Below are 23,126 nucleotides of genomic sequence, written 5' to 3' on the forward strand. Positions count from 1 at the left end.
CATGTTTATCGGCCTGTTTGAGACGTTAAAGCGCGCGGGCGTTCCGGTATCGCTGCGCGAGCTGCTGGATCTTCACGCCGTGGTGGAACGCGGCGTGGTGTTCGCCGACATGGAGGCCTTCTATCAGGTGGCCCGCACGGTGATGGTCAAAGACGAGCGCCACTTTGACCGCTTTGATCGTGCCTTCGCCGCCTGGTTTAAAGGCCTCGAGGACATGGACGCCGCCATTGAGGCGCTAATCCCCGATGACTGGCTGCGACGGGAGTTTGAGAAGCAGCTGACCGACGAAGAGAAAGCCAAGATTGAATCTCTGGGTGGCCTTGAAGAACTCATCGAAACGTTTAAAAAACGCCTGGAGGAGCAAAAAGAGCGCCACGCGGGGGGCAATAAATGGATCGGCACCGGTGGCACTAGCCCTTTCGGGGCCTACGGCTACAACCCAGAGGGCATTCGTATTGGTCAGGATGGCTCGCGCCACCGCCGCGCCACCAAGGTCTGGGACGAGCGACGCTTTCGGGATTACGATGATTCGCTGGAGCTAGGCACCCGCAATATCAAGATGGCGCTGCGGCGGCTGCGCAAGTTTGCCCGCCAGGGCGCGCAGGACGAGTTCGATGTGGATAGTACCATCCGCGAAACCGCCAAAGATGCCGGGCTACTCAACGTGCAGATGCGCCCAGAGCGCCATAACGCGGTGAAGGTGCTGCTGTTTTTGGATGTGGGCGGCTCGATGGATGACCATATTCGCGTCTGCGAAGAACTGTTCTCTGCCGCCCGCTCAGAGTTCAAGCATCTGGAGCACTACTACTTCCATAACTGCCTTTACGAAGGGGTTTGGCGAAACAATATGCGTCGGGGTAACGAGCGGATCCCGACCATGGATGTATTGCACACCTACGGTGCGGATTACCAGGTAGTGATTGTCGGCGATGCGGCCATGTCGCCCTATGAGGTCACCCACCCAGGCGGCAGCGTAGAGCACTTTAACGACGAAGCGGGCGGCGTGTGGCTTAAGCGTTTATGCGAAACGTTTCCTCGCCTGGCGTGGCTTAACCCGATGCCGCCCCGGGCCTGGGAGTACACCTACTCGACTGCGCTCATTCGTGAGATTATCGAAGACCGTATGTACCCCATGACCATGGAGGGCCTGGAAACCGCCATGCGCGAGCTAGCAAAGAAGTAGTCTAATTATCCGGCCATGCGCGTTAGCACGTCGTGGTGAGTCAGCTTGCGATGCAAAATGGCCATCACGATGTGCCCTACGATCAGCGCCAGCAGTGTCCAGCCCAGCTCACCGTGGAGCAAACCGCCGAGATCCGTCATCCAGGTGATCTCCTCGCCCTCAAAACCTGACATCAGCGTAATGCCAAACACCTCAAGCGAACGGCCCGAACCGTACTGGCGAATAAGTGCAATCGTCGGAATCGCGATCATCAAGCCGTAGAGTGCAAGATGGCCAGCTTTGCCATAACGCTCACCGATGGCGGGCGACGCGACGCATTGGCTAACGCCCATATCGTTCTCAGTACGACTAAGGTCAGTAGCAATACACCCACTGGGTAATGGGTTCCCCAGAAGAACGCTTCAAAGGGTGTGTCCGGAAAAAGCCAGTGCGCCGTGGCACTCGTAAACTGCCAAGCAAACAGTAGCGCCATCCCCCAATGCAACAAGCGGCTAATCGCACCGTAACGTTGACTGTTATCCATTATCGGTGATGCCATGCAGCTTCTCCCTTCTTTTAATAAGCTAGTCGTGATGCTTATTTTATCGGGGCAACACGTAAATAACATGGCAACAACGTGCAACTTGGTTGCACAAACTGGAACGCAGCGTTCCCAAGGGCTGTTAAAGCGACTGCGGAAAATCGTTTAAACCCTTCAAAAAGGCCTGCTTGGCAGCCTCAAACGTCTTAGGGTCATGCTTAAAGCGACGCAGAATAAGCGCTTCATCCAACACCAGGGTAGGCGCCAATTCGCGAATACTCTTGGCAGGATGGCGAGCGCCCAAGCCAATACGCTTTCCATCCACCCCGCCGAACCAGCGCTTAATGCCACTTTTTTTATAGAACGCTTCTTGTTCGGCGTTATCCACTTCGACACGTAGCGGGGCTTTCAAAGTAAGTTCGCTGATCAAACGCTGCTTGGAATCTGCTTGGTCAAGCGCGCAGGCGTGAGTCACCGTCATGCCCTCGCCCTCCTCGTCCAGCACTAGCAGCGCCAGCGCTTGGGGTTTACCCTGGCCGTCAACGGCAGCAAACAGCCGCGCTGCTTCTTGCGGAAAAAACACACTGCAGGTGCCGGTGAACACGACCAGCGGCGTAAGACCCGCCTCTTGTCCGTAAACCTCAGCGCATAATCGCGCCAGACAGGCGTTGCGCTGGGCCTCTGCGTTAACGTGTACGACCTTCATTTGAATCATCCTCACCGACTAAAAACCCGCAAGCCTAGAGCAAACATCACCGTTTTGACAGCGCGACGTGCCTCACCACAACGTCCATTCATTTTTACTGATACTGAACACTACTGTTAACAATCTGTCGAAGAGAATTGTAAGCGTGAACATCACTTAGAAGGAGCTAGTATGCCCACCTTTATGAATGACCCTACCATGCCCACACCAAGCTTTCCCGGTAGCCACATGGTAGTCGATGATCACTATGTGTTTATTTCAGGACTGACCGTTGACGATTTCTCTAACGGCCACGCAGTCAAAGGCGACGTTAAAGAAGAGACCCGCCTTGTGATGCGCGCGCTATCGCGCATGCTTGAAATGGAAGGCGGCAGCTTAGCGGACATAGTGCGGGTGGATATCCACCTCACGGATCTACACGCTATCCAAGACATGGACAGTGTTTACGCGGAGTACTTTGAACCTGGACGCTACCCTGCCCGCACCTGCACCGAATCCCCTAACCTCTACGGTGGAAGCAGTATTGAAATCACTGTGATGGCGAAGCGCCAGCCTCAATCAGCGCAATAACCGCTTCAATATCGACGTGGGCTTCCAGCATATCGGCCAAGCGATCAAGCTCACGCTCTCGGTGAGCTTGATAGTCGCTCTGTTCACCGTTAACCAAACCTAACTGTTTCAGCAGTGCCTGGCAGCCATCGGGATGGTCAAACAAGCCATGCAGGTAGGTGCCCAGTATCTGGCCGTCATCGCTAATGGCACCTTCCGGGCGGCCATCCACAGTAAATAAGGGGGAATTCAAGGCAGCCCCTTCGCTCACACCATTATGGATTTCATAGCCGGTGACTGTCGCGCCTTCAGTAAACGTTACGCCGCTCACGTTTCGCAGCTGTTTGCCCGCCACCATACGCGTTTTGAGCGGCAGCAACCCCAATCCTGTCACCTTTCCCGGCTGGCCCTCCAGCCCATCAGGGTCATCCACCCACTCGCCCAGCATTTGAAAGCCACCGCAAATACCTAACACCTTACCGCCGTAGCGCAGGTGGCGCTGAATGGCTTTATCCCAGCCCTGGCCCCGTAACCAGGTAAGATCGCTGGCAGTGCTTTTACTACCAGGCAGAATAATCACATCAGCAGCAGGAATCGGCTGCTCGGGCCCCACAAAGGTTAGCGCCACCTGAGGGTGCAAGCGCAGCGGGTCGAAGTCGGTGTGGTTACTGATACGTGGCAGCGCTGGCACGACGATATTAAGCACTTTGCTCTGCTTCTCGGCCTGGATCACCCCAATGCTATCTTCAGAGTCGAGTACCAGCCCTTGCAGATAGGGCAGCGTGCCCAGTACCGGTTTACCAGTCCGCGCTTCCAACCACTCAAGTCCCGGTTCCAGCAGCGCAATATCACCTCGAAAGCGGTTGATAATAAAGCCTTTGGTACGCGCCTGTTCGCTCTCACTCAGTAGCGCCAGCGTACCCACCAATTGGGCGAATACCCCACCGCGATCAATATCACCGACGAGTAATACTGGGCAGTCAGCCGCTTCGGCAAAGCCCATATTGGCGATATCGCCCTCGCGTAGATTGATTTCAGCGGGGCTGCCAGCGCCTTCAGCAATAATCACGTCAAAACGACTTTCTAAAGCTTGCCACGCGGCCATTACGCTCTCTTGAGCGGTACGTTTGAAAGCGTGGTAATCCAGCGCGTCCATATGGCCATTTACCTTGCCACGTAAAATCACCTGGGCGCCGCGATCGGTTTCCGGCTTTAGCAGTACCGGATTCATATCGCTGTGGGGTGCTAAATAGCAGGCTTGTGCTTGTAAGGCCGTAGAGCGTCCAATCTCGCCGCCGTCCTCAGTCACGGCGCTATTCAGCGCCATATTCTGGGGTTTAAAGGGCGCCACTGATATCCCACGCCTTGCCAGCGCGCGGCAAAGGGCTGCCACAAAGGTGCTTTTACCCGCATCCGAGGTGGTGCCTTGAATCATCAGTGTGGCCATAAAGAGTCTCGCCCAGGTGAACAAGGTCGAGACTGTAGCGGGAGGTGATAAACGGCGCAATGTGTCTATCCGTTTCCAGACATATCGATCATCGTACGACCACTATCTAGCTCTACCCATGCCCTTTTCCGTTTTACGACACTAATCGGTTAATTGATTAAGACACGCGTTATAAACCGCCAAATCATCAGCCGAAAAACAGCAGAATGTCACCGACTCAACGCTTGGGTACTTCTTCAACACCGTTTTAACCGTTGAGACGGCTATCGCCGCGGCCTGCTGGATGGGAAAACGGTACACGCCGGTGCTGATACTTGGGAAAGCCACTGTGTCAGCATTCACGGTAGCCGCCAACGCTAAAGACTGCCGATAGCAGGAGGCAAGCAGTGCCTCCTCGCCTTGTTCTCCGCCCTTCCACACCGGGCCAACCGTATGGATGACATAGCGGGCCGGTAACTCAAAACCATCCGTCAGCTTGGCTTCTCCTGTCGCGCAGCCGCCTAGCTCCTTGCAGGCTGTCAGCAGTTCAGGCCCCGCAGCGCGATGGATAGCGCCGTCAACACCGCCACCCCCAAGTAGTGAGGTATTCGCGGCGTTCACAACTGCATCGACCTTCAGGCGTGTTATATCCGCTTGAATGGCGTTGATGTTCATAAAAATCTCCTTCTTTACTTCATCTTTACTTCGCGACTGCGTTAGAGAGACAGTTCTACTTCAGGGGTTGAAGCACTCAATTGCGCCAGCTCCCAGGCTTGCACCATCCGCTTTTTCTCAACACCCCACCGGTAGCCACCAAGCGCACCGCTTTGCTGAATCACCCGGTGGCAGGGAATCCACAGCGCGATCGGGTTAGCGCCTACGGCATTACCTACTGCACGGGAGGATTTTGGCGTGCCTAATGCCCTAGCGATATGCGAGTAACTGGCCAGCTGGCCTTCGGGAATAGTGAGTAGTGCCCGCCACACGGCAATTTGAAAATTGGTGCCCGTCACGTGCAATGACAAAGCAGCCGGCGCCTCTTCTGACTTGGCAAAAATCGCCTCCACCGCATAGCGCGTGGCAATTCGGTTAGGGTGGAAGGTGCTGCGCGGCCACTCCATGGCTAGCTTTGTCAGCAGTTCTTCTTCACTGGTGGTATCGATAAAGCCCATGCGACAAATACCACGGGGCGTCATTGCCACAAACATGCTGCCAAGAGGCGTGTCATGAACCCCATAAGTAATCTCAACGCCCTCACCCTGGCGCTTATACTCCCCAGGCGTAACGGCCTCTAGCTGAACAAAGTGATCATAAAGCCGTGATCCGCCGCTAAGCCCCAGGGTATGAGCAATATCCAGCAACGAAGTAGAGGAGTGCATCAACTGTTTACCCCGCTCCAGCGTTAGCGCCTGTAAAAATCGTTTAGGGCTAATCCCCACATAACGACAAAACAGCCGCTGGAAATGGAAGGCACTAATATGAACGTGAGCGGCCACTGTTTCCAAATCAGGCTGCTCAGTGGCATTGGCAACCATGTAGGTCATGGCCTTTTCGATACGCGCATAATCGTTCATGTTTATCTCTCTAGCCGTTTCGTTTCAGGCTAATTATGGGCTTATCATGGCAGCCTAAGCGCTCAAGGCCCCGTTGCCGACCCGTATCTTGCTCAATGCATAGTGGGCAAACACCTATTGTTTTAGCGTTATTATTTAGGTGATGCAAAAAAGACAATCTACTTGTTTTCCGCTAGGGTGAGGCCCCGCCTCCATTGACAGTGCACACTAAGCCCATGCAAGACTTAATTGATGACATTGCCGCAGCCATGGCGAAAGCAGAGGAACGTGGCAAGGTCGCAGACTATATTCCCGAACTTGGCCATGTTGACCCACAACAATTTGCCATTTCGCTCGCCACCGTCGATGGCCAAGTATATTCGGCGGGCTGCGCGACCACCCCCTTCTCAATCCAAAGCATTTCCAAAGTTTTTACGCTGACGATCGCGCTAGGCCAGATGGGCGACTCACTTTGGACAAAAGTGGGCCGTGAACCCTCGGGCGACCCCTTCAACTCTATCGTGCAGCTTGAACACGAAAGCGGCAAACCGCGTAACCCGTTTATCAATGCCGGTGCCATTGCGGTGGTTGATGCGATCATGATGGGCCATGAACCCAAAGAGACGCTGGGTGAAATTCTCAGCTTTGTGCGCTATATCGCCGATGACGACAGCATTTGCTTTGACCATGCGGTAGCCGCCTCAGAAATGGCACACCGCGACCGTAATGCTTCATTAGCGCATTTCATGAAAGCCTTTGGTCACCTTCGCCACGATGTCGATAAAGTACTGGGCACCTACTTTCATCAGTGTGCTATTGCGATGAGCTGTGAGCAGCTCGCTCATGCCGGCCTGTTCCTGGCTTCGGATGGCGTCAATAAACCCAGCAACATTCGGGTCGTCGCCCCTCAGCGGGCACGGCGTATCAATTCACTGATGATGATGTGTGGGCACTACGACGCCTCAGGGGAGTTCGCCTTTCGGGTGGGCCTGCCCGGCAAAAGTGGCGTGGGCGGCGGTATACTAGCCATCGCCCCAGGCCATGGCGCAATCGCCGTTTGGTCACCGGGGTTAGATGCCTACGGCAACAGCCTGTTAGGCACCCAAGCGCTCGAAATGTTTGTGCAGCGCACAGGCTGGTCGGTGTTTGGGCATTAAAGTACGCACCTCCGCCCCTTTTCCTACGCTAGACAATAGTAAGTCACTCCCACAGTATAGGCAGGCGGCCAAATACGGACATATCGCAACGCCATATCAAGTCAGGAGGACACCATGGCTAATAGTATGAAAAACCCCGATCACCGTGATGCGATTACGCTTTTCGCCCGCATGGGCTACGCCTCCCGCGGCATCGTGTATGTTTTAGTGGGTGGCCTTGCCGCGCTGGCAGCCTTTGGTCAAGGTGGCCAAACAGAAGGTAGCCGCGGTGCATTGGAAAGAGTCCTCATCGCCCCTTTTGGAAAAATACTATTAGGTGTCATCGCAGTGGGTTTGGTTGGCTACGCCATGTGGCGCACCATTCAAGCGGTCAAAGACGCCGACCATCACGGCAACGGTGCTAAAGGCTTAGCTATTCGTGCGGGCTTATTAGCGAGTGCGAGTACCCATACGTTATTGGCCTTTTTTGCCGCCACGCTCATCTTCCAGTTTACGGGCTCTTCCGGGGGTTCAGGCGGAGGTTCACAGGGCGTGACAGGCTGGTTGATGCAGCAGCCTTTTGGCCGCTGGCTGGTAGGGGCTGTTGGCTTGGTTATGATTGGCGTAGGCATCGCCCATGCGTTTAAAGGCTACAAGGCTAAGTTTCACAAACACTTCGCGATGCCACCTCAAACCCAAAAATGGGCTTATCCCATCTGCCGTTTTGGCTTAATCATTCGCGGGATTGTATTTGTCATCGTGGGTTGTTTCTTTCTGATTGCCGCTTATCAGTTTAACCCCGACCAGGCAGGCGGTACGGCTGAAGTATTTAGTACGCTGCGCAGCCAAGCATACGGTCAATGGTTGCTGGCCGTTGTCGCTATAGGACTCTTCGCGTTTGGCCTATACAGCCTATTAGCGGCTATTTATCGCCGCATTAATCCAGAGATGTAGCGACCCCTAATGGCCAATACAACAAAGCGAACCAAGCAGTGGTTTGAGCGTATTAACGGCTCGAAGAACATGCTGTGGTTACTCGGCACCCTCTCCTTTTTGGAAACCATTATCCTGCCCATTCCGCTTGAGCTGGTGCTGATCCCGCTGATGGCAGCTAATAAACACCGTATCTGGCTTTTAGCGACGGTCACTACTGCGGGTTGCTTAATTGCGTCGCTGGTCGGCTATGGCGTTGGCATGCTGCTTTTTCAGTCGATAGGTACTTGGTTTATTGAATTTATGGGCATGGAACAAAGCTATCAGTCGTTCCAAACCTTCTTCGACCAGTATGGTTTTGCCGCGATTTTAGCCATTGGCATTCTGCCCATTCCCTTTCAGGTCGCGATGATTACCGCAGGCCTTTCCGGCTACCCGGTTCTTCTCTTCGCGCTAGCGGCGTTAATTGCCCGAGGCCTGCGTTACTTCGGCCTCGCCTGGCTCGTCCACCGCTTTGGCAGCCGAGTACTGATGTTATGGAAGCAACAAGCCCTAGTAACCAGCTTGGTGGCGGGTGTAGTGGTGCTGGTGGTGGCGCTGGGAATGCAGGCTTTGGCGGGGCTGATTAGTTAACCGGCGCTGTTGAAACATCCAGCCCCACCTTGGCAATGCGCGTTTTGCATTGCCTTACGCATCATCCTGCGTCTTACCAGGCGTTGCTGCCGTATGCTTGGCTTTCATATCTTTAAAGGCCTCCATGATGTCCATGGGTAGCGGGAACACAATCGTCGAAGCGTTTTTGTTGCTCATGTCGCTCATGGTTTGCAGGTAGCGAAGCTGAAGCGCGGTCGAGTTTTCCTGCATCACGTTGGCGGCCTCCACCAGCTTTTTGGATGCTTGGAGCTCCCCTTCGGCGTGGATCACCTTGGCGCGACGCTCACGCTCCGCTTCGGCTTGGCGGGCAATGGCGCGAATCATGCTCTCATCCAGATCCACATGTTTGATTTCAACATTGGCCACTTTGATACCCCAGGCTTCGGTTTGGGTATCAATGATTTCCTGGATATCGTCGTTGAGTTTATCGCGCTCGGAGAGCATCTCATCCAGGTCATGCTTGCCCAGCACAGAACGCAGCGTGGTCTGCGCCAACTGACTGGTCGCCTGGGTGAAATTTTCGACTTGAATGATCGCCTTTTCAGGGTCGACAACGCGGAAGTAAAGCACCGCGTTGACCTTGACGGTGACGTTATCCCGGGAAATGACATCCTGCTCGGGTACGTCCATGGTGATCACACGTAAATCCACCACCTCCATCTTCTGAATGGCAGGAATCACAATGACCAACCCTGGCCCTTTCACTTTCTGGTAACGGCCCAGAAAGAACACCACGCCGCGCTTGTACTCCGGCAATATGCGAATGGAGGCAGCGATCAACATCACCACCAGCACCATAGGGACTAAATACGAAATAATCATTGGACACCTCGTTTTGCAGATGGCTCGTTTTGCAGATGGTTCGTTATGGGGGAAAGCACGTCACAATAGCGAGCATCACCGGGGCGTCACATAAACCGTCAAGCCTTCAAGACGCACCACTTCAAGCTCATCACCCTGTTTTACGGGCGCATCGCTCACCGCGTTCCAGCGCTCGCCATGCAGGCGCACATGGCCGTTGGTTTCAAAATCCTCCAGCGCCACTGCCGTTGCACCAATTAGTTGCTCCGCACCGCTGTGCACCGGACGCCGCCGCAGCGTTGCAAAGCGCGTTAACGTCCATAGCATCAAGGCGCCAAAAATCAGGGCCACCCCGCCAATCAGCGGTAACGAGATAGCCAAATGTTCGGCATCCATCAGCATCACCGACCCCAGCACAAAAGCGATAATGCCGCCCGCCCCCAACACGCCGAAACTGGGCATGAACGCCTCGCCTACCATCAGCGCCATTCCCACCACCATCAGTGCCAGGCCCGCATAGTTAATAGGCAGAACCTGAAAAGCGAACAGCGCTAGCAGCAGGGAGATAACCCCAATGGTGCCGGGAAAAAGGCTGCCGGGGCTGGAAAGCTCGAAAATCAGCCCGTAAAAGCCGATAATCATCAGTAAATAGGCAACGTTAGGATTGGTGATCAGCGAGAGTAGTCGAGTACGCCAGTCCGGGTCGTAACGTTCAATAACAAGATTCGCCGTCGCCAATAACTCCTCGCCGCGCTCCATCACCACGGTCATACCGTCAAGCTGAGCGAGCAGGTCATTAATGTCCCGCGCCACCACATCAATGACATTTTGCTTCAAGGCCTCACTTTCGGTGAGGTTGACTGCATCGCGCACCGCCTCTTCCGCCCAGTCGGCATTGCGGCCATGGCGCTCTGCTAAGCTGCGGATAAAACTTACCGCGTCTTCAACCACCTTGCGCTCCATGGCGCTGCCTTCTTGCTTGCCTTCAGACTCCTCGCCCGCCTCATCATCACCAGTCAGTCCGCCGCCGCCCATTTGCACGGGTGTCGCAGAGCCCAAGTGGGTAGAAGGCGCCATGGCCGCTACGTGGCTGCCGTAAAGCAGATAGGTGCCTGCGCTGGCTGCGCGCGCGCCACTGGGGGAAACGTACATCACTACCGGCAGGTCTGAATTGAGCATTTCCCGAATCATATCGCGGGTGGTATCAACCAATCCGCCGGGGGTATCAAGCTCAACAATCACTACTTCGCTGCCCTGCTCTCGGGCTTTACGAAGACCGCGCTCAAAATAATCCTTGGTCGCAGGGCCGATAGCGCCTTCAATATTGAGGATTAAAGCGCTGGGCGAGATTTGTGCCCTGGCCTGCCACGTGAGCGATAGCGCCGCCATCAGCAATCCCGCCACCAACAGCCACAGCCACAGCCAGTGCGATTTGTGAGAAAGGGAGTGCATATCCGCTCCAGCAGCTATCAATACGCTCAAGGGTATCTACTCAACGTAGCACCCGCAGTGAGCTTAGTCATGAACAATGTGATAGCGGGCGGTTAAGCGTGATAACGCCTAACCGCAGGAAGTTATTCTAAGCAATAGCGATGGCTGGAAGGACGTTCGAGGGAGTTGGTTGGGAGTTGGTTAGTTGACGTAATAGCCGCTTACCTTCCAATCGCCGCCTTCTAGGTGAGGCGTGATAGTTTCGGTAATCTGAGGCTTATTTTCAAAACGGGTCTGGAACGTAAACACTGCATAATCACCAACAGGCGCGCCAGGCATGGACGTTTCACGGATAACACGTATTCGCCGCCTGGACTCAACCGCCCCAAAATCACGCCGGGCAGCGTTGATGGTACGGGCCAGCATATTGGAAGAGAGTGGCACCTGCAGTAACGTTGAGGATGCCTCCCACGCTTGTTCATACTCACCGCTATCGATGGCTTCAAGCCACGCCAGCGCTGCCGCTTCAGCCGCATCGGTATGTGAATACGCGTTCGTGGTTAGCACGAGAAGCACGGTAGCAATGATAAAAGTCACTGTTTTGGACATAGCAAACTCTTGTGGCAGCCAGGGTTAATCGTGCGTCTTAAGTCATTATCGGAAGCTGGGAGGATTTCTTTAACGTTAATCCCGCCTAACGGCGACTAATGATAGAAAGGGATTCACCTGTCGTGGTCGGCGCTTCTCAAACCCCACCTGCTCGTTTACTATGCGCCACCCAACCTATCCAGCCCTCACCTTTAGGCGACCATGTCCGTCAACGCACTCTATACCGACCTTTCCGGCTACTACGATTTGATGTGCGTAGATATCGACTACCAAGCGCAAAGCAACGCCATTCGACGGCTGCATCAGCTTTTTGGTAACGAAGGTACCGCCCATCTGGATTTAGCCTGCGGCACCGGCCCCCACGTGCGCCATTTTATTGATTTTGGCTACGCCAGCGGCGGGCTGGATATCAATCAGCCGATGCTGGACATCGCCGCCAAGCGCTGCCCAGAAGCACACTTTTCGTTGCAGGATATGAGTCGCTTTGACGTCAGCGAGCCGCTGGATTTAATCACCTGTTTTTTATACTCGATTCATTATAACGATGGTATTGAGAAGCTAACCGCCTGCATCGCCAGCGCCCACCGCGCTTTAAAAGCGGGCGGTGTGTTCTACTTTAATGGGGTGGATAAACAGCGCATCAATAACGATCTATTCGTTAAGCACACCGCGAAACAGGGCGAGGATTCGTTCACCTTCCGCTCAGGGTGGCACTACAGCGGGCACGGTGAAAGGCAGTCGTTAAGGCTCAGCATTGAAAAAACCAGCGCCGGCAACACCCAAGTATGGAACGATGAACACCCCATGGTGGCGGTGAGCTTTATAGAACTAACCGCCCTACTAACGCCTTATTTTGAGGTGCATGTGTTTGAGCATAACTACGAGACCATCACCCCGTGGGATACTGTTTCGGGCAATGCGATTTTTGTGTGCGTGAAGAAATAGCGCCCACACAAGCTTATGGCGGGAAAAGTTCCTAAATGCTGCTTGGTTGAATCACCAGGCGTCTATAGTGAAGAGACCTATCACGGGCTGACGCCATGACCGACCTTATTTTGCCAAGCAACGCACACTTTCTAAATTTTCGGCATCGACCGCCTGACAAGCGCTTGGCCCCCTGGGTACAGTGCCTCTGGTCAATGGGTGGACCTGGGCAACTTAAGACCTCCCGAACCGAGAAGCTCTACCCAGATGCCGGTGCCAGCCTAAGCATCAAGCTCACCATCCCGCGCCCCATCATCACGCTCTGCTTAAACAGGCGCACGCTGGTCGAAACCTTCGACACGTCCACCCCAAGCCTAGGCATTCGCTTCAAGGCTGCCGGCGCCCACGGCCTGCTGGGCCTGCCACTCGAAGCTTTCACGGATGGCTTTCACCATCTAGAAGATGAACTTGAGCCACTAGGGCTGCAGGAACTGATGCCGATAGTAGAACGCCTTTACCAGCTCGACGAAAAGCAGGGTTTGCGACTTCTGGAAACATGGTTATTGCATCGACTGAGACGCATGCCGATTCTCAACAGCCGGATCGTCATGGTCATTCAGGCCATCAGAGAATTACAGCTTCCACCCCAACAGCTAGGCGCCACTATCGGTTTTACTAGGCGTACTCTGGAACGCAAATTAAAACGTGAAGTGGGCGTTACCCCTGGCCAATTAGTAGCTTATGCCCGTCTTAACCTTGCCCGCCATGAGTTGTTTGAGAGCAATCGTTCCCTAGCGGAAATAGCGTTGCAATGCGGCTACTATGATCAGGCTCACTTCACGCACGCTTTCCAAGCACTCGCCTATGAAACGCCCGCCGCCTACCGCAAACGCAAATTGTCGCAAATCTACAAGGCGTGACGAGCTTACGGTTTTAAGCTGAGGCCTCCACTAACCATCTAGGTCATCCTCATGTCTCAGCGTATCTCTCAGCAAGCCGTTTACCGCCTATGCCCTCGCTTGGCTGAACACTTGGTTCCCCTGGGCGCGGTCGCATCCGGCAGTACAGTCACCCCGACCATCACTCATTTGGTTAAATTGCGTGTTTCGCAAATCAATCACTGTGGCTTTTGTCAGCACATGCACTCGCAAGAGGCCAGAGATGATGGCGAACATCAGGTTCGCCTGGATGTGCTTCCCGCCTGGCGTGAAGTTGCCTGTTTCAGTGAGCAGGAACGCGCCGCTCTGGCATGGGCAGAAGCCCTTACGCTGCTAAGCCAACATCCAATCAGCGACGAAACCTACCAGAATGCCTTAGCCGCCTTTGGAGAGCAGGATTTACTGGAATTGACCACGGTGATTCTGGCCATCAACAGTTGGAATCGGGTCGCAGTCAGCATGCAGTTTATGCCTGCTATCAAACTATAAATCTCCAACTACAGGGTTGAGAAAGGCGGTTTCCTTCCAGGCTACCGCCTTTTATTCAGACCTCTTTGAGACCAAATGCACCATCAATATCTGATACTGATGAAAGGTCAGGCTTCTGAACCACTAGGGGAAGGACGCAGTTGCATCTGAACGCCGAGTAAAAAGTTACGCAGCACCTGATCTTTACACTCGCGATAATTCTTGTGGCTTGGCTTACGGAAAAAAGCGCTTAATTCATGATTGCTGATGCGGAAGCCTGCCAGCTCAAAAATAGCCAGAATATCGTCAGCCTTTAGATTTAAGGCAATGCGCAGCTTCTGGAACACCATGTTGTTGTTTAACTGCGTTTCTGGCGCTGGCTGCGGGCCTTCGCGCTTACCACGCTTGAAGCTGATAAAGCCGTTCAGAAACGCTGCCAGCTCTCTATTTTTCATCGTCACAAAGGCATCGTCTTCATCCTTTTTCAGCCAAGCAGTGACCTGTTCCTGAGTCACGCTGACTTCTGCCAAGGCGAAAATATCCACGATGGTGCTGTCTTTTAAATCAAAGGCATACCGTATGCGGCGGAAAATATCGTTATTAGTCAAAATCGTATCCCTAGTCTTAGGCAAACCCAGCACAATCAGGCGTTATGTGCATCTACGTTTATCGTGAATATCACTAACATCAGCAGCTTAACAACTAACCTGTTGTCAGCTTTCCAAGCAGCTCATCAATTTCGTCTTTAAGCTCGCCATCTTCAATCTTGTTGGCGGTGATTTGGGCCTTTTTAAGATTGTTGATCGCTGCGTCAGTCTGACCCAACTCCACCTGCAGCTTCGCCATGGAGAACGCGATGGATGACATATGGTCTTTCGAATTCACTGCAACGGCTTTCTCAAAGGCTTTTTCGTAGACAGACAACGCCTCATCCAGCTCTTCCGTGAAGTCAGCCAATGTTTCCCACTGCTCTGGATGGTCCTTGTCGGTATTTTCGTTCTCGGTGCAGATCGCTTCCAACTGTGCATAAAGCGCATCAAACGCCTCTCTATCCTCTTTATCAGCAGCCTTCATGAGTTTTTCAGCGAGTTCGTAAACCGCTTTGTATATTTTGGTGTTAATCATGAACGACTACCTTTTCTCTATTAAAAACAGTAACAAGTAAAAAATCTGCTAAAAACAACGTTGTGGAACCGCCAACTCACCTTGGCCGGTGACATTATACCCTTTGAGGATAGCGCTACGGGTGTTCATTTTTCGGTTTTTGGGGCAAGACCAGACCACTGACCGCTATTAACAGTAAAGCTCCATGATGAACTCAGGTTCACCCGTTTGTTCATCAATCTGTTCACCTAATGAAATGAAGCCATGCTGCTTATAAAAATTGATGCTGGGGGCATTCTGGCTGTAAACACTGAGCTGCAAACACGACCTTCTGCTCTTGGCATCATCAATTAATGCTGACCCTATCCCCTGGCCCTGAAGGCTGGGTGACACAAAAACCGCTGCCAACGTACTTCCATAGAGGCAGTAAAACCCTGCTATTTGCTCATCCGCTTCATAGACAAAGGTCTCCGATGCAGGGATGTATACATCACGCATTTCGCTAACTTTGGACTGCCAATATTCTGACCCAGCGAAGGAGTGAGCTTTAATCGATGCTGAAAGCCAGATATCCAAAATGTGCTCAATATCCGCCTCTCGGTATTCACGAATCATCTAGATGTTCCTAATGAGGGTCATCGGCGCCAAAGGCGTTACTGAAAAGCTGCCTAGCTCTGGATAGGTTTTGCACCGGCACCAGGGCTAGGCAGCTTCATAAAATAAGGCGGAAATGCGTTGCCTTCCGTAAGGTAAATCTGATTCTTCCAGAAGATGAAGTCGCTTCCTTCACTTCCTACCGAAAGCGAAAAGGGATTTTACCAGATTATTCAAATAATATTTTTAGGTGCGGAAAATCTAAATTGTTCATCGATCAGCACCCTCGGAGGGTGCTGACCTGCTTATTAATGGGTATCTCGATTTAAATTCAGCTCAGCCGGGATGCCGCTCAGATACTCGACAAACTCCACTTCAAACACCGACGATTCGAGCAACGAACGGCTGCTTTTACGTTATGATGTATCACTTTTTATTTTCGACAAACCTTACGACAATCTGTCAGAGCGCCTTATGCCCTTTTCAAAGCTAGGATTATCCAGTCCTCTCGTTCAAGCGATTACCGAACTAGGTTACCAAACGCCAACGCCCATCCAGGAACAAGCGATTCCTGCCATTCTTTCGGGTAATGACTTAATCGCCACCGCACAAACAGGCACAGGCAAAACCGCTGCCTTTGTTCTGCCTCTGCTAGAACGGTTCAGTAACGCGGGGACGTTACGCGGGAAACGCATACGTGCGCTAATTCTCGTGCCGACCCGTGAGTTAGCGGTTCAGGTCGAAGCCAGTGTGGCTCAATACGCTAAACACACGCACTTAACCTCTATGGCCGTGTATGGCGGTGTGGATACGGAAGCTCAAAAAGCGCGCCTAATCGAAGGCGTCGATATTCTGGTCGCCACGCCGGGCAGATTGCTTGATTTGGCGCATCAGCGTGCGCTGCATTTTGATGAACTTAAAGCTCTGGTATTGGACGAAGCGGACAGAATGGTCGACATGGGTTTTGCCGATGATATCCATAAAATCATAGAGCGCCTACCTGAAAACCGTCAGAACCTACTGTTTTCGGCCACCATCACAGACGATGTTCGCGCCCTCGCCTACGATTTTTCAGATAGCAAGATGACCGATCTCGCGGCTGAAATATCGATTACTCCCAACGTCCGCGCCGCCGCTAATGTCAAACAATGGCTAATCACCGTCGACAAAGACACTAAGTCCGCCTTGTTGAGCCACTTGATCAACGAGCAACAGTGGGATCAGGCGCTTATTTTTACCGAGAAAAAACACAATGCGGCCAAGCTTGTTGCTCAGCTGGAAAAACGCGGCATCACAGCGGATTCCATCCATGGCGATAGAAGCCAAGCAATGCGCGAAAAGATTTTGGCTCAGTTCAAATCTGGAGAACTAAAGTACTTAGTTGCTACGGGGGTTGCCGCGCGCGGTTTGGATATTGATGAACTGAGTCGTGTGGTGAATTACGATTTACCTTTTCAGCCAGAAGAGTACATCCACCGCATTGGTCGAACTGGCCGAGCGGGTGCCTCAGGCGAAGCCATCTCTTTAGTCGACATGAGTGACTTTAAAAATCTTTGCGCTATTGAAAGACGCTTAAAAAGCATTATTGAGCGCAAAGAGATTGCAGGTTTTCCAGTTCGTAAAGCAGTACCTGAATCAAACTTGAATTACAGCAAACAAAGCAATCGTTAACACTTACCCAAGAAGCTCACCTTTTAAAAAGGTGGGCTACTTTATTATTGATATTTCACGAATCCGGCAAAAACGCATCCAATAGCTCGGCATTCGTGGGATATTTATTCAACAACGCAAGCAACTTCTGCGCGCCTTCTACTGGCTTAAGCGTGGTCAAACCTCTACGCAGTGTCCTTACTTTTTCGATATCTTTTGCATCAATCAAAAGCTCTTCTCGACGGGTACTGCTTTTGGCAATATCTATCGCCGGAAAAATCCGTTGATTGGCCACATCCCGGGATAACACCAGTTCCATATTGCCCGTGCCCTTGAACTCCTCGAAAATCACCTGATCCATACGGCTTCCCGTATCCACCAGCACGGTGGCCAGAATGGTGAGCGAGCCGCCGTTTTCGATCTTTCTCGCAGCACCAAACAGTTTTCGGGGTATTTCCATTGCTCGGCTATCCAGCCCACCCGACATAGTGCGACCATTGCCGCGCTGCTCGGCATTATGAACGCGCGAGAGTCTAGTAAGCGAATCAATCACAATCATCACATTATGACCTTCGCCTGCTTGCTTACGCGCCGCCTCAAGCAGCTTATCGGCCATTTTTACATGGTGTGTGTAGCTTTCATCTGAAGAGGATGCATGGACTTCTGCCGACACACTGCGCTTAAAATCAGTCACTTCTTCCGGGCGCTCATCAATCAACAAGGCATACAGCTTAATGTCAGGATGCGCTTCAGCCACGGCCTGACAGATATGTTTTAACATCGTCGTTTTGCCAGAGCCTGGCGGCGCAACAATCAACCCACGTTGCCCCATACCAATGGGCGTAACCAAATCCATCGCCCGCACAGTACGCTGTTGAGAACCAGGCTCTAAAACAATGCGTGGGGAAGGATGAATAGCGACGCCATTTAAAAAACGTTTTTCGGGATCATTAGGAAATTGATCTTCAGCTTCGTCGGCGGGCTTGGCATCTGTCTCTCTCTTCGCCTTCAAGCCTAGTGTTTTTCTTGCCATAATATCGATGTACCCTTTTAAAAACTTGAATTTATAGAATAGCTTTATCGTAGGCCAGACGACCGATCGCACTGTTGCGGCATTCGGAATGGAAAAAGGATAAGTCTGCTTGTGCTTAAAGATATTGGATTGGAGCTGTTCTTAGTAGCTAGTCACCACCATGTCGTTTTGATCGTGATTGTAGAGCTTGAAGCGCGGTATGCTGGCCGCTTCTCGTCTGTTTTCTCGATCTTACCAAAGCTTAGGCGTCAGCGTTGTTATTCTAAAACCTCAACGCCGCGCTCTACGGCAACTTTGGAGGCATAACCAGAAAAATTGTCGGACAGCAGCACCTTGTTAGCATTTATCTTGTTCTCTGCCCTATAAAAAATAGGTTCTTTGTTCTCTTCGGAAACTCATTTTTTTTGTATAGTTTCATGATGTCTTTTGCTACAGCCTTATCGAGAGATGAAAAATGACGATACAAAGTCGCGCCATATGTTAGCACCTCAACTTTCTTTGAATACTTAAATCCTTCAACCGTTCTTATATTTGGATTGGTGGGTAGCTTGCATCTTAAAATAGACTCACTTCCATGAGGTATAACATCTGCATATACACGATTATCAGCTGGTGTGTAATGAACAAAACAATCTCTATAATCCTTGAATCGATTTACCCATCGTTCTTTTGCTTTTCGTAGCGTATCAACTGGGCCTTGAAGCTGCTTCTTTGCACAAAGCTTGTTGAATGACACTGGAGTTTGATCAGGGAACGATATGCCAACCACTCGAGCCATTAAATCAAGAGCCGAGCTAAGGGCCATGAGGTATGCTTCAAAATCCCAATAAATTTGGTGCGTTATTGGATTTGAAATACTCATACCTAAGCTGGGATGTCCATTTGCTCCAGCGCTTTTTGAAATCTCGTCCCGAATAATGGAATACTTTTCATGAATGCTCTTCAGTCTAAACTCAGCATGATCAATGTGATACCTATAGAAACGAGGGTACTCTCTTGCTAACCAGTAAAACTCGAACAACTCACCTTCGTTGTCACTCTCATCAATTTCATACCGTATTTTGTCCAGAGTCTTTACCAATGCCGGAGAAAACTTTGAGAACTCAGGTAAGTTGGGTATCGAGATTTCTATGACATACTCCTTATTATGCTAACGCCCACATTTGTGGCTAGTTTGGAGCGCAGCGGATAAACAGTCCAACAAAATGCGTTTGTTATATTTCATTGAGAAAATCTGGGACATTTGATGGTTCAATGTCAAAAATGTATTTGATAATGCCTGCTTTTAAGTTCTCCTCAATTCCACTCCTGAAATCTAATATACTTGAGATTGCAGAATCATGTTGCAAATGGCGTCTCCAATGAACCTCGTCTTCTCGACCGTGAAAAGAAAGCAATCTAGTTAAAGCCATATGCGCAAACATTCCCGATTCTTCATCAATTGTATTATGCATCACCACGTGCGAATCAGAGTGGGATTCTGTTGTGGTAAGGTCCCAAGAATGGAATAGCTGCTGAGCAATCGGCGACAGATCTCTTAACTGCTCACTCTCCCCGTTAGTGAAATACACGTCATCTATGACCATGTGCCAATTTTCTTGAAGCCCTTCATCTGTTTCGATAGTTTCAATGAGCTTTTCTTTTTTGAAACTAACATGAACACCAGAATTAACTTGCGGAGTGTATGAGAAGTCGCCAAGAAATTTACTCATTAAACTATTTCGCATTGCGTCATTGAAGTTGAGATTAAAGTTTTTATTGGCTTTTGAAAAAACGTCTAAATCTACCAGACTCCAGATCCCATACTTTCGCCAAGCAATTAGAACGGGAAGCCCTAACAATTGCCCATAAGCCCTTAATTTAGATACGTAGTCAGGCCTGAGAGACAAAACATTTTTCTTACAAGACTTAACTTCAATTAGAACAGAAATATTACCTGCGTCACGCACGTTAAAGTTTGCTAGTAAATCCGGAACCTGAAAAGCATCCTTAGAAGTAGTTGGATACTGCTGCTGATCTAACTTATGGACTAAATCACATTGGCCGAGCCAGCCGCAGATAATCGAAAATTCATCTTCTAATGGAAGACCTATATTAAGTCTATGAACTCTTTCAGCGATGCTTTTAGCATCAACTGACCAGCCTAGCTGCTCAAGAGATTCATGAATCAGTCTCTCTAAATCTGACGGTTTATCTTTCAAGCTGGCTCCCTATGCACAAGAAATATAACGTTTTGCTCACCGGTAAATTAGGAGCGCAGCGAGTACTTTTGCGCGTGCAGAAACTTGTTATACGAAACCTCAATACAAGACATCGAAGTCAGTTTCATACCTGTCGTCGATCTGATCTGTCACGAACTTGTTCTTCCAAATAATTCTTGTGCAGATATCATCTTCATGGCGCCATATCAATCCACGCACGACAAAGCCAATGCCGTGAATAAGGGTGCCCCGGACAGCGTAGCCGGTAAGCTGACTGTCTATATCCCGATCAACCTGGTTGTTGTCAATCTCGTCATCGAGTTGATAACCTTCGAACAGCCCATGCAGCGTCGTATCTTGGACAGCCGAATTAATGACTTCAAAGTCGTCACTACCACAGACGGTACAGAACTGCACCACATCTCCCCACAGTTCATATGTCATTGGCTGCGGCATAGATGAAAAGACCATAATATTGACTACCTTACCACTGCATTTGGGATGCCGGCACCGTTGTATGGCTTGTAACGAGCGGATTGCAGCCTGATCCAACGCTGATACTTTGTTGAATTCTGACAAGAATTGGGTAACTACTTGTGGTTCATCTTCAATTACCAGGAGATTCTCGAAGCTTCGAGAGGCGTTCTTTGACCAGTTGAACGAACCATTCAGCACTATCGATTGATCAATGATGCAAAACTTGTGATGCATGAAGTTTGAGGTGCGTGGCATCGTACAAAGCCGGATATCAACACCGCAATGCCTTAGCGCGTTGGTCGTCGCACTCTGCGAGCGATTTTGATGGGTATCAGAGCAAAGAATCTTTACTTTGACCCCTTTTGAGACCAAGTTACGAAAAATCGACTCGTACTGGTCGAATGATATCCAGGCTACGGCTATCCGCACTTCCCGGCTGGCGCGATTCAGATGCAGTTGGATCTGAGATTGCAGATCATCCATGTATACCGTGACGCTCACAGTGCCCCTTTCGTATAACAGTGATTATGTAACACTGATAAACGCGCTTGCGCGTTTGTTGGCGCTTCCTGGCGCACTAAAAAGCCATATCTAATTGATTTACATAAAATTATCTTGGCTACTTGGCAATATATCCAAAATTCGCGTGCCCGCTCGTTGTGCTCTTTTCAATCATACTCTATTCATAAATTTGGCTTAGGTCACGTGACTTTGCAGAAAAATTGAGCTGGAGCAAGCTTTGGGCAGCTGGCGCTGCCTTCGCGGGTGTCTTTTGGCTCGTTCCTCGCCAAGCGTTACTCCGCGCTACGAGATAGCGAGATTGATTATGTGGCTGAGTTTTCGCGAGCTAAATCTCCCTCCCCAGTGGCGGGGCTGTGAGAAGCGCTGTGGCTTAGGCTTTGAGAACGTAACAGAGGATTTCAACAACCTGATCGGTAGTGGTGCACCGTTTATTGCCACTCAAGCTTGAGGTCTTTATGTGACTGGGCGCAGTCGCGCAGATAGAGATTAATCAAGCTCTGATAGGGAAGGTCTTTTTCTTCCGCCAGATTCTTGAAATACGCAATGGTATCTTCATCCAGCCGGATCGTGACCTGCTTTTTAAGCTTCTTAGCGTATGGATTTTTGACTGATTCTGAAAAATCGTAATGGTCACGCATGTCTATACCCTTCGTAAGTTTTTCGCTCTCGTTTATCCGCCTTGCGCGCTGAGATAATTCGGATTGTTTCGCCGTCTCTCACGCAGTGGCACACCACCAATAAACGGGAATGAATGCTCGTTCCAAGGAGTATGAACCGATCCTCCTCTTCAGAATGATCGGGATCCGATATGAGGCGGCCGAACTCGTCCGTGAAGGCCGTTTTTGCCTCTTTAAAAGAAACGCCATGCTTCTTGCGATTAGCGGCGTCCTTATTGGAATCCCAATCAAAGGTAATATGGTTCATGAGTTACATTGTAGTTATATTGCACATACTATCAAGGTACAGGTGGTTTAGTGATTTTCGCGAAACCATCGCGCGCTGAAGCGCCCTCCCACAAAGGGCATCCTTACATCACCTTTCCACACCTCACTATTCATCCCCTCACCCCTTAAAGCTCAATCCCCTTCTGGGCCTTAATACCTTGGTCTTTAAAAGCATGCTTGACCACTTTCATTTCAGTGACGGTGTCGGCTAGGTCGATGAGTTGTTGTGGGGCGTAGCGGCCGGTGACGACGGCGTGTTGCATTGCTGGGCGGGCTTGTAGGTCGTCGAGTACTTGGTCTAGGTCCAGGTACTCGTAGCGCAGGGCGATGTTGAGTTCGTCGAGCAGTACCAGGTGGTAGCTTTCGTCTTGTAGCATGCGTTTGGCTTCTGCCCAGGCGGCGTTGGCAGCTTCAACATCGCGTTCGCGGTCTTGGGTGTCCCAGGTGTAGCCTTGCCCCATTACGTGGTAATCGACGTTGGGCAGGTTGCGGAAGAACGCCTCTTCGCCGGTGCTAAAGGCGCCTTTAATAAACTGCACCACACCGACTTTCATACCGTGCCCCAACGCACGGGCGAGCATGCCAAACCCGGAGCTGCTTTTGCCCTTGCCGGGGCCGGTAAGCACTAGCAGCACGCCCTGCTCTTTATCGGCGCGGGCGATGCGCTCGTTCATGATTTTCTGCTTGGCCGCCATGCGCTGGGCATGGCGTTCGGGGGTTTTGGCATTCTCGCGCATGGGGCGTCCTCTTTATTAAAGCGCTTTATTAAG

General features: G+C 51.2%; 26 protein-coding genes and 1 pseudogene. 9 read left to right on the forward strand and 18 right to left on the reverse strand.

All coding sequences use genetic code 11. The features are described from left to right. Window position 1: 1 nt before the first annotated feature. A complete protein-coding gene (locus tag ACXUPB_RS12710) occupies window positions 2–1,183 on the forward strand; it encodes a vWA domain-containing protein (RefSeq protein ID WP_179915881.1) in 1,182 nt (393 codons plus the stop codon). A gap of 5 nt (window positions 1,184–1,188) precedes the next feature. On the opposite strand, the pseudogene ACXUPB_RS12715 reads toward ACXUPB_RS12710, so the two are convergent. Together ACXUPB_RS12715 and ACXUPB_RS12720 are read right to left on the reverse strand one after the other, a co-directional pair. Beyond that, window positions 1,189–1,721: pseudogene (locus ACXUPB_RS12715) on the reverse strand (cytochrome b). Between the two features lie 124 nt (window positions 1,722–1,845). After that, window positions 1,846–2,409, reverse strand: coding sequence for a hypothetical protein (locus ACXUPB_RS12720; RefSeq protein WP_008956401.1), 564 nt, complete (start codon window positions 2,407–2,409; stop codon window positions 1,846–1,848). A gap of 171 nt (window positions 2,410–2,580) precedes the next feature. Between ACXUPB_RS12720 and ACXUPB_RS12725 the strand changes: the two genes are divergently transcribed. Continuing rightward, window positions 2,581–2,979: a RidA family protein gene (locus ACXUPB_RS12725; protein ID WP_179915880.1), complete on the forward strand. Its 399-nt coding sequence runs from the start codon at window positions 2,581–2,583 to the stop codon at window positions 2,977–2,979. On the opposite strand, the gene ACXUPB_RS12730 is transcribed toward ACXUPB_RS12725, so the two are convergent. From ACXUPB_RS12730 to ACXUPB_RS12740, 3 genes are all read right to left on the reverse strand, one after another. After that, window positions 2,939–4,405 carry a cobyric acid synthase gene (locus ACXUPB_RS12730; protein ID WP_472952716.1) on the reverse strand — a complete coding sequence of 489 codons (1,467 nt, stop codon included), beginning with the start codon at window positions 4,403–4,405 and terminating at the stop codon, window positions 2,939–2,941. The two genes, ACXUPB_RS12725 and ACXUPB_RS12730, sit on opposite strands and share 41 nt — an antisense overlap. Window positions 4,406–4,546: 141 nt before the next feature. After that, complete coding sequence (locus ACXUPB_RS12735; RefSeq protein WP_472952718.1) at window positions 4,547–5,059, reverse strand: O-acetyl-ADP-ribose deacetylase; 513 nt, start codon at window positions 5,057–5,059, stop codon at window positions 4,547–4,549. A 41-nt stretch (window positions 5,060–5,100) separates the two neighbouring features. Beyond that, window positions 5,101–5,958 carry a bifunctional transcriptional activator/DNA repair enzyme AdaA gene (locus ACXUPB_RS12740; protein ID WP_472952721.1) on the reverse strand — a complete coding sequence of 286 codons (858 nt, stop codon included), beginning with the start codon at window positions 5,956–5,958 and terminating at the stop codon, window positions 5,101–5,103. Between the two features lie 215 nt (window positions 5,959–6,173). Between ACXUPB_RS12740 and ACXUPB_RS12745 the strand changes: the two genes are divergently transcribed. From ACXUPB_RS12745 to ACXUPB_RS12755, 3 genes are all read left to right on the forward strand, one after another. Then, window positions 6,174–7,094, forward strand: coding sequence for a glutaminase (locus ACXUPB_RS12745; protein WP_179915876.1), 921 nt, complete (start codon window positions 6,174–6,176; stop codon window positions 7,092–7,094). 114 nt (window positions 7,095–7,208) lie between these two features. Continuing rightward, on the forward strand, window positions 7,209–8,027 hold the full coding sequence (locus ACXUPB_RS12750) for a DUF1206 domain-containing protein (RefSeq protein WP_472952722.1): 819 nt from the start codon (window positions 7,209–7,211) through the stop codon (window positions 8,025–8,027). A gap of 9 nt (window positions 8,028–8,036) precedes the next feature. After that, window positions 8,037–8,639 (forward strand): YqaA family protein, encoded by a 603-nt coding sequence (locus ACXUPB_RS12755; RefSeq protein ID WP_472952723.1) that lies wholly within the window; start codon window positions 8,037–8,039, stop codon window positions 8,637–8,639. Between the two features lie 54 nt (window positions 8,640–8,693). Here ACXUPB_RS12755 and ACXUPB_RS12760 read toward each other — a convergent pair whose 3' ends face one another. The 3 genes from ACXUPB_RS12760 to ACXUPB_RS12770 form a co-directional block, all read right to left on the reverse strand. Next, window positions 8,694–9,482: a slipin family protein gene (locus ACXUPB_RS12760; protein ID WP_472952724.1), complete on the reverse strand. Its 789-nt coding sequence runs from the start codon at window positions 9,480–9,482 to the stop codon at window positions 8,694–8,696. 75 nt (window positions 9,483–9,557) lie between these two features. Further along, complete coding sequence (locus ACXUPB_RS12765; protein WP_472952726.1) at window positions 9,558–10,913, reverse strand: NfeD family protein; 1,356 nt, start codon at window positions 10,911–10,913, stop codon at window positions 9,558–9,560. Window positions 10,914–11,093: 180 nt separating this feature from the next. Further along, window positions 11,094–11,501, reverse strand: a complete 408-nt coding sequence (locus ACXUPB_RS12770) for a DUF4019 domain-containing protein (RefSeq protein ID WP_176303627.1) — start codon at window positions 11,499–11,501, stop codon at window positions 11,094–11,096. Window positions 11,502–11,702: 201 nt separating this feature from the next. Here ACXUPB_RS12770 and ACXUPB_RS12775 point away from each other — a divergent pair, with 201 nt between their 5' ends. The 3 genes from ACXUPB_RS12775 (at window position 11,703) to ACXUPB_RS12785 (ending at window position 13,852) form a co-directional block, all read left to right on the forward strand. After that, window positions 11,703–12,446 (forward strand): class I SAM-dependent DNA methyltransferase, encoded by a 744-nt coding sequence (locus ACXUPB_RS12775; RefSeq protein WP_472952727.1) that lies wholly within the window; start codon window positions 11,703–11,705, stop codon window positions 12,444–12,446. Between the two features lie 95 nt (window positions 12,447–12,541). After that, window positions 12,542–13,345 carry a helix-turn-helix transcriptional regulator gene (locus ACXUPB_RS12780; RefSeq protein WP_336274500.1) on the forward strand — a complete coding sequence of 268 codons (804 nt, stop codon included), beginning with the start codon at window positions 12,542–12,544 and terminating at the stop codon, window positions 13,343–13,345. A gap of 51 nt (window positions 13,346–13,396) precedes the next feature. After that, the gene (locus ACXUPB_RS12785) at window positions 13,397–13,852 is read left to right on the forward strand and encodes a carboxymuconolactone decarboxylase family protein (RefSeq protein ID WP_336274499.1); all 456 of its coding nucleotides are present in this window, start codon (window positions 13,397–13,399) and stop codon (window positions 13,850–13,852) included. Window positions 13,853–13,959: 107 nt separating this feature from the next. On the opposite strand, the gene ACXUPB_RS12790 is transcribed toward ACXUPB_RS12785, so the two are convergent. The 3 genes from ACXUPB_RS12790 to ACXUPB_RS12800 form a co-directional block, all read right to left on the reverse strand. Further along, a complete protein-coding gene (locus tag ACXUPB_RS12790; RefSeq protein ID WP_336274498.1) occupies window positions 13,960–14,439 on the reverse strand; it encodes a YehS family protein in 480 nt (159 codons plus the stop codon). Window positions 14,440–14,533: 94 nt separating this feature from the next. Beyond that, window positions 14,534–14,956, reverse strand: a complete 423-nt coding sequence (locus ACXUPB_RS12795; RefSeq protein WP_472952729.1) for a tetratricopeptide repeat protein — start codon at window positions 14,954–14,956, stop codon at window positions 14,534–14,536. 168 nt (window positions 14,957–15,124) lie between these two features. Continuing rightward, complete coding sequence (locus tag ACXUPB_RS12800) at window positions 15,125–15,550, reverse strand: N-acetyltransferase (RefSeq protein WP_472952731.1); 426 nt, start codon at window positions 15,548–15,550, stop codon at window positions 15,125–15,127. A 453-nt stretch (window positions 15,551–16,003) separates the two neighbouring features. Between ACXUPB_RS12800 and ACXUPB_RS12805 the strand changes: the two genes are divergently transcribed. Beyond that, window positions 16,004–17,200 (forward strand): DEAD/DEAH box helicase, encoded by a 1,197-nt coding sequence (locus ACXUPB_RS12805; RefSeq protein ID WP_472956751.1) that lies wholly within the window; start codon window positions 16,004–16,006, stop codon window positions 17,198–17,200. 55 nt (window positions 17,201–17,255) lie between these two features. On the opposite strand, the gene rho is transcribed toward ACXUPB_RS12805, so the two are convergent. The 7 genes from rho to cobO form a co-directional block, all read right to left on the reverse strand. After that, window positions 17,256–18,212 carry a transcription termination factor Rho gene (gene rho, locus ACXUPB_RS12810; protein WP_472952733.1) on the reverse strand — a complete coding sequence of 319 codons (957 nt, stop codon included), beginning with the start codon at window positions 18,210–18,212 and terminating at the stop codon, window positions 17,256–17,258. Window positions 18,213–18,555: 343 nt separating this feature from the next. Continuing rightward, on the reverse strand, window positions 18,556–19,293 hold the full coding sequence (locus ACXUPB_RS12815) for a hypothetical protein (RefSeq protein WP_472952734.1): 738 nt from the start codon (window positions 19,291–19,293) through the stop codon (window positions 18,556–18,558). 133 nt (window positions 19,294–19,426) lie between these two features. After that, window positions 19,427–20,413 (reverse strand): hypothetical protein, encoded by a 987-nt coding sequence (locus ACXUPB_RS12820; protein ID WP_472952735.1) that lies wholly within the window; start codon window positions 20,411–20,413, stop codon window positions 19,427–19,429. A gap of 99 nt (window positions 20,414–20,512) precedes the next feature. Beyond that, window positions 20,513–21,373, reverse strand: coding sequence for a phospholipase D-like domain-containing protein (locus ACXUPB_RS12825; protein WP_472952736.1), 861 nt, complete (start codon window positions 21,371–21,373; stop codon window positions 20,513–20,515). A gap of 467 nt (window positions 21,374–21,840) precedes the next feature. Continuing rightward, window positions 21,841–22,050: a BrnA antitoxin family protein gene (locus ACXUPB_RS12830; protein ID WP_030069104.1), complete on the reverse strand. Its 210-nt coding sequence runs from the start codon at window positions 22,048–22,050 to the stop codon at window positions 21,841–21,843. Then, a complete protein-coding gene (locus tag ACXUPB_RS12835; RefSeq protein WP_472952738.1) occupies window positions 22,043–22,336 on the reverse strand; it encodes a BrnT family toxin in 294 nt (97 codons plus the stop codon). The genes ACXUPB_RS12830 and ACXUPB_RS12835 overlap by 8 nt, the downstream gene beginning before the upstream one ends. 145 nt (window positions 22,337–22,481) lie before the next feature. Beyond that, window positions 22,482–23,093, reverse strand: a complete 612-nt coding sequence (gene cobO / locus ACXUPB_RS12840) for a cob(I)yrinic acid a,c-diamide adenosyltransferase (protein ID WP_295709559.1) — start codon at window positions 23,091–23,093, stop codon at window positions 22,482–22,484. Window positions 23,094–23,126 lie beyond the last annotated feature (33 nt).

Source organism: Vreelandella sp. DA03-1M, assembly GCF_055725665.1.

Excerpts from the sequence above, each read along its gene's own strand:
- ACXUPB_RS12710 (WP_179915881.1), top strand. The coding sequence starts at position 2 with ATGTTTATCGGCCTGTTTGAGACGTTAAAGCGCGCGGGCGTTCCGGTA.
- ACXUPB_RS12720 (WP_008956401.1), bottom strand. The coding sequence starts at position 2,409 with ATGAAGGTCGTACACGTTAACGCAGAGGCCCAGCGCAACGCCTGTCTG.
- ACXUPB_RS12725 (WP_179915880.1), top strand. The coding sequence starts at position 2,581 with ATGCCCACCTTTATGAATGACCCTACCATGCCCACACCAAGCTTTCCC.
- ACXUPB_RS12730 (WP_472952716.1), bottom strand. The coding sequence starts at position 4,405 with ATGGCCACACTGATGATTCAAGGCACCACCTCGGATGCGGGTAAAAGC.
- ACXUPB_RS12735 (WP_472952718.1), bottom strand. The coding sequence starts at position 5,059 with ATGAACATCAACGCCATTCAAGCGGATATAACACGCCTGAAGGTCGAT.
- ACXUPB_RS12740 (WP_472952721.1), bottom strand. The coding sequence starts at position 5,958 with ATGAACGATTATGCGCGTATCGAAAAGGCCATGACCTACATGGTTGCC.
- ACXUPB_RS12745 (WP_179915876.1), top strand. The coding sequence starts at position 6,174 with ATGCAAGACTTAATTGATGACATTGCCGCAGCCATGGCGAAAGCAGAG.
- ACXUPB_RS12750 (WP_472952722.1), top strand. The coding sequence starts at position 7,209 with ATGGCTAATAGTATGAAAAACCCCGATCACCGTGATGCGATTACGCTT.
- ACXUPB_RS12755 (WP_472952723.1), top strand. The coding sequence starts at position 8,037 with ATGGCCAATACAACAAAGCGAACCAAGCAGTGGTTTGAGCGTATTAAC.
- ACXUPB_RS12760 (WP_472952724.1), bottom strand. The coding sequence starts at position 9,482 with ATGATTATTTCGTATTTAGTCCCTATGGTGCTGGTGGTGATGTTGATC.
- ACXUPB_RS12765 (WP_472952726.1), bottom strand. The coding sequence starts at position 10,913 with ATGCACTCCCTTTCTCACAAATCGCACTGGCTGTGGCTGTGGCTGTTG.
- ACXUPB_RS12770 (WP_176303627.1), bottom strand. The coding sequence starts at position 11,501 with ATGTCCAAAACAGTGACTTTTATCATTGCTACCGTGCTTCTCGTGCTA.
- ACXUPB_RS12775 (WP_472952727.1), top strand. The coding sequence starts at position 11,703 with ATGTCCGTCAACGCACTCTATACCGACCTTTCCGGCTACTACGATTTG.
- ACXUPB_RS12780 (WP_336274500.1), top strand. The coding sequence starts at position 12,542 with ATGACCGACCTTATTTTGCCAAGCAACGCACACTTTCTAAATTTTCGG.
- ACXUPB_RS12785 (WP_336274499.1), top strand. The coding sequence starts at position 13,397 with ATGTCTCAGCGTATCTCTCAGCAAGCCGTTTACCGCCTATGCCCTCGC.
- ACXUPB_RS12795 (WP_472952729.1), bottom strand. The coding sequence starts at position 14,956 with ATGATTAACACCAAAATATACAAAGCGGTTTACGAACTCGCTGAAAAA.
- ACXUPB_RS12800 (WP_472952731.1), bottom strand. The coding sequence starts at position 15,550 with ATGATTCGTGAATACCGAGAGGCGGATATTGAGCACATTTTGGATATC.
- ACXUPB_RS12805 (WP_472956751.1), top strand. The coding sequence starts at position 16,004 with ATGCCCTTTTCAAAGCTAGGATTATCCAGTCCTCTCGTTCAAGCGATT.
- rho (WP_472952733.1), bottom strand. The coding sequence starts at position 18,212 with ATGGCAAGAAAAACACTAGGCTTGAAGGCGAAGAGAGAGACAGATGCC.
- ACXUPB_RS12825 (WP_472952736.1), bottom strand. The coding sequence starts at position 21,373 with ATGGATGATCTGCAATCTCAGATCCAACTGCATCTGAATCGCGCCAGC.
- ACXUPB_RS12830 (WP_030069104.1), bottom strand. The coding sequence starts at position 22,050 with ATGCGTGACCATTACGATTTTTCAGAATCAGTCAAAAATCCATACGCT.
- ACXUPB_RS12835 (WP_472952738.1), bottom strand. The coding sequence starts at position 22,336 with ATGAACCATATTACCTTTGATTGGGATTCCAATAAGGACGCCGCTAAT.
- cobO (WP_295709559.1), bottom strand. The coding sequence starts at position 23,093 with ATGCGCGAGAATGCCAAAACCCCCGAACGCCATGCCCAGCGCATGGCG.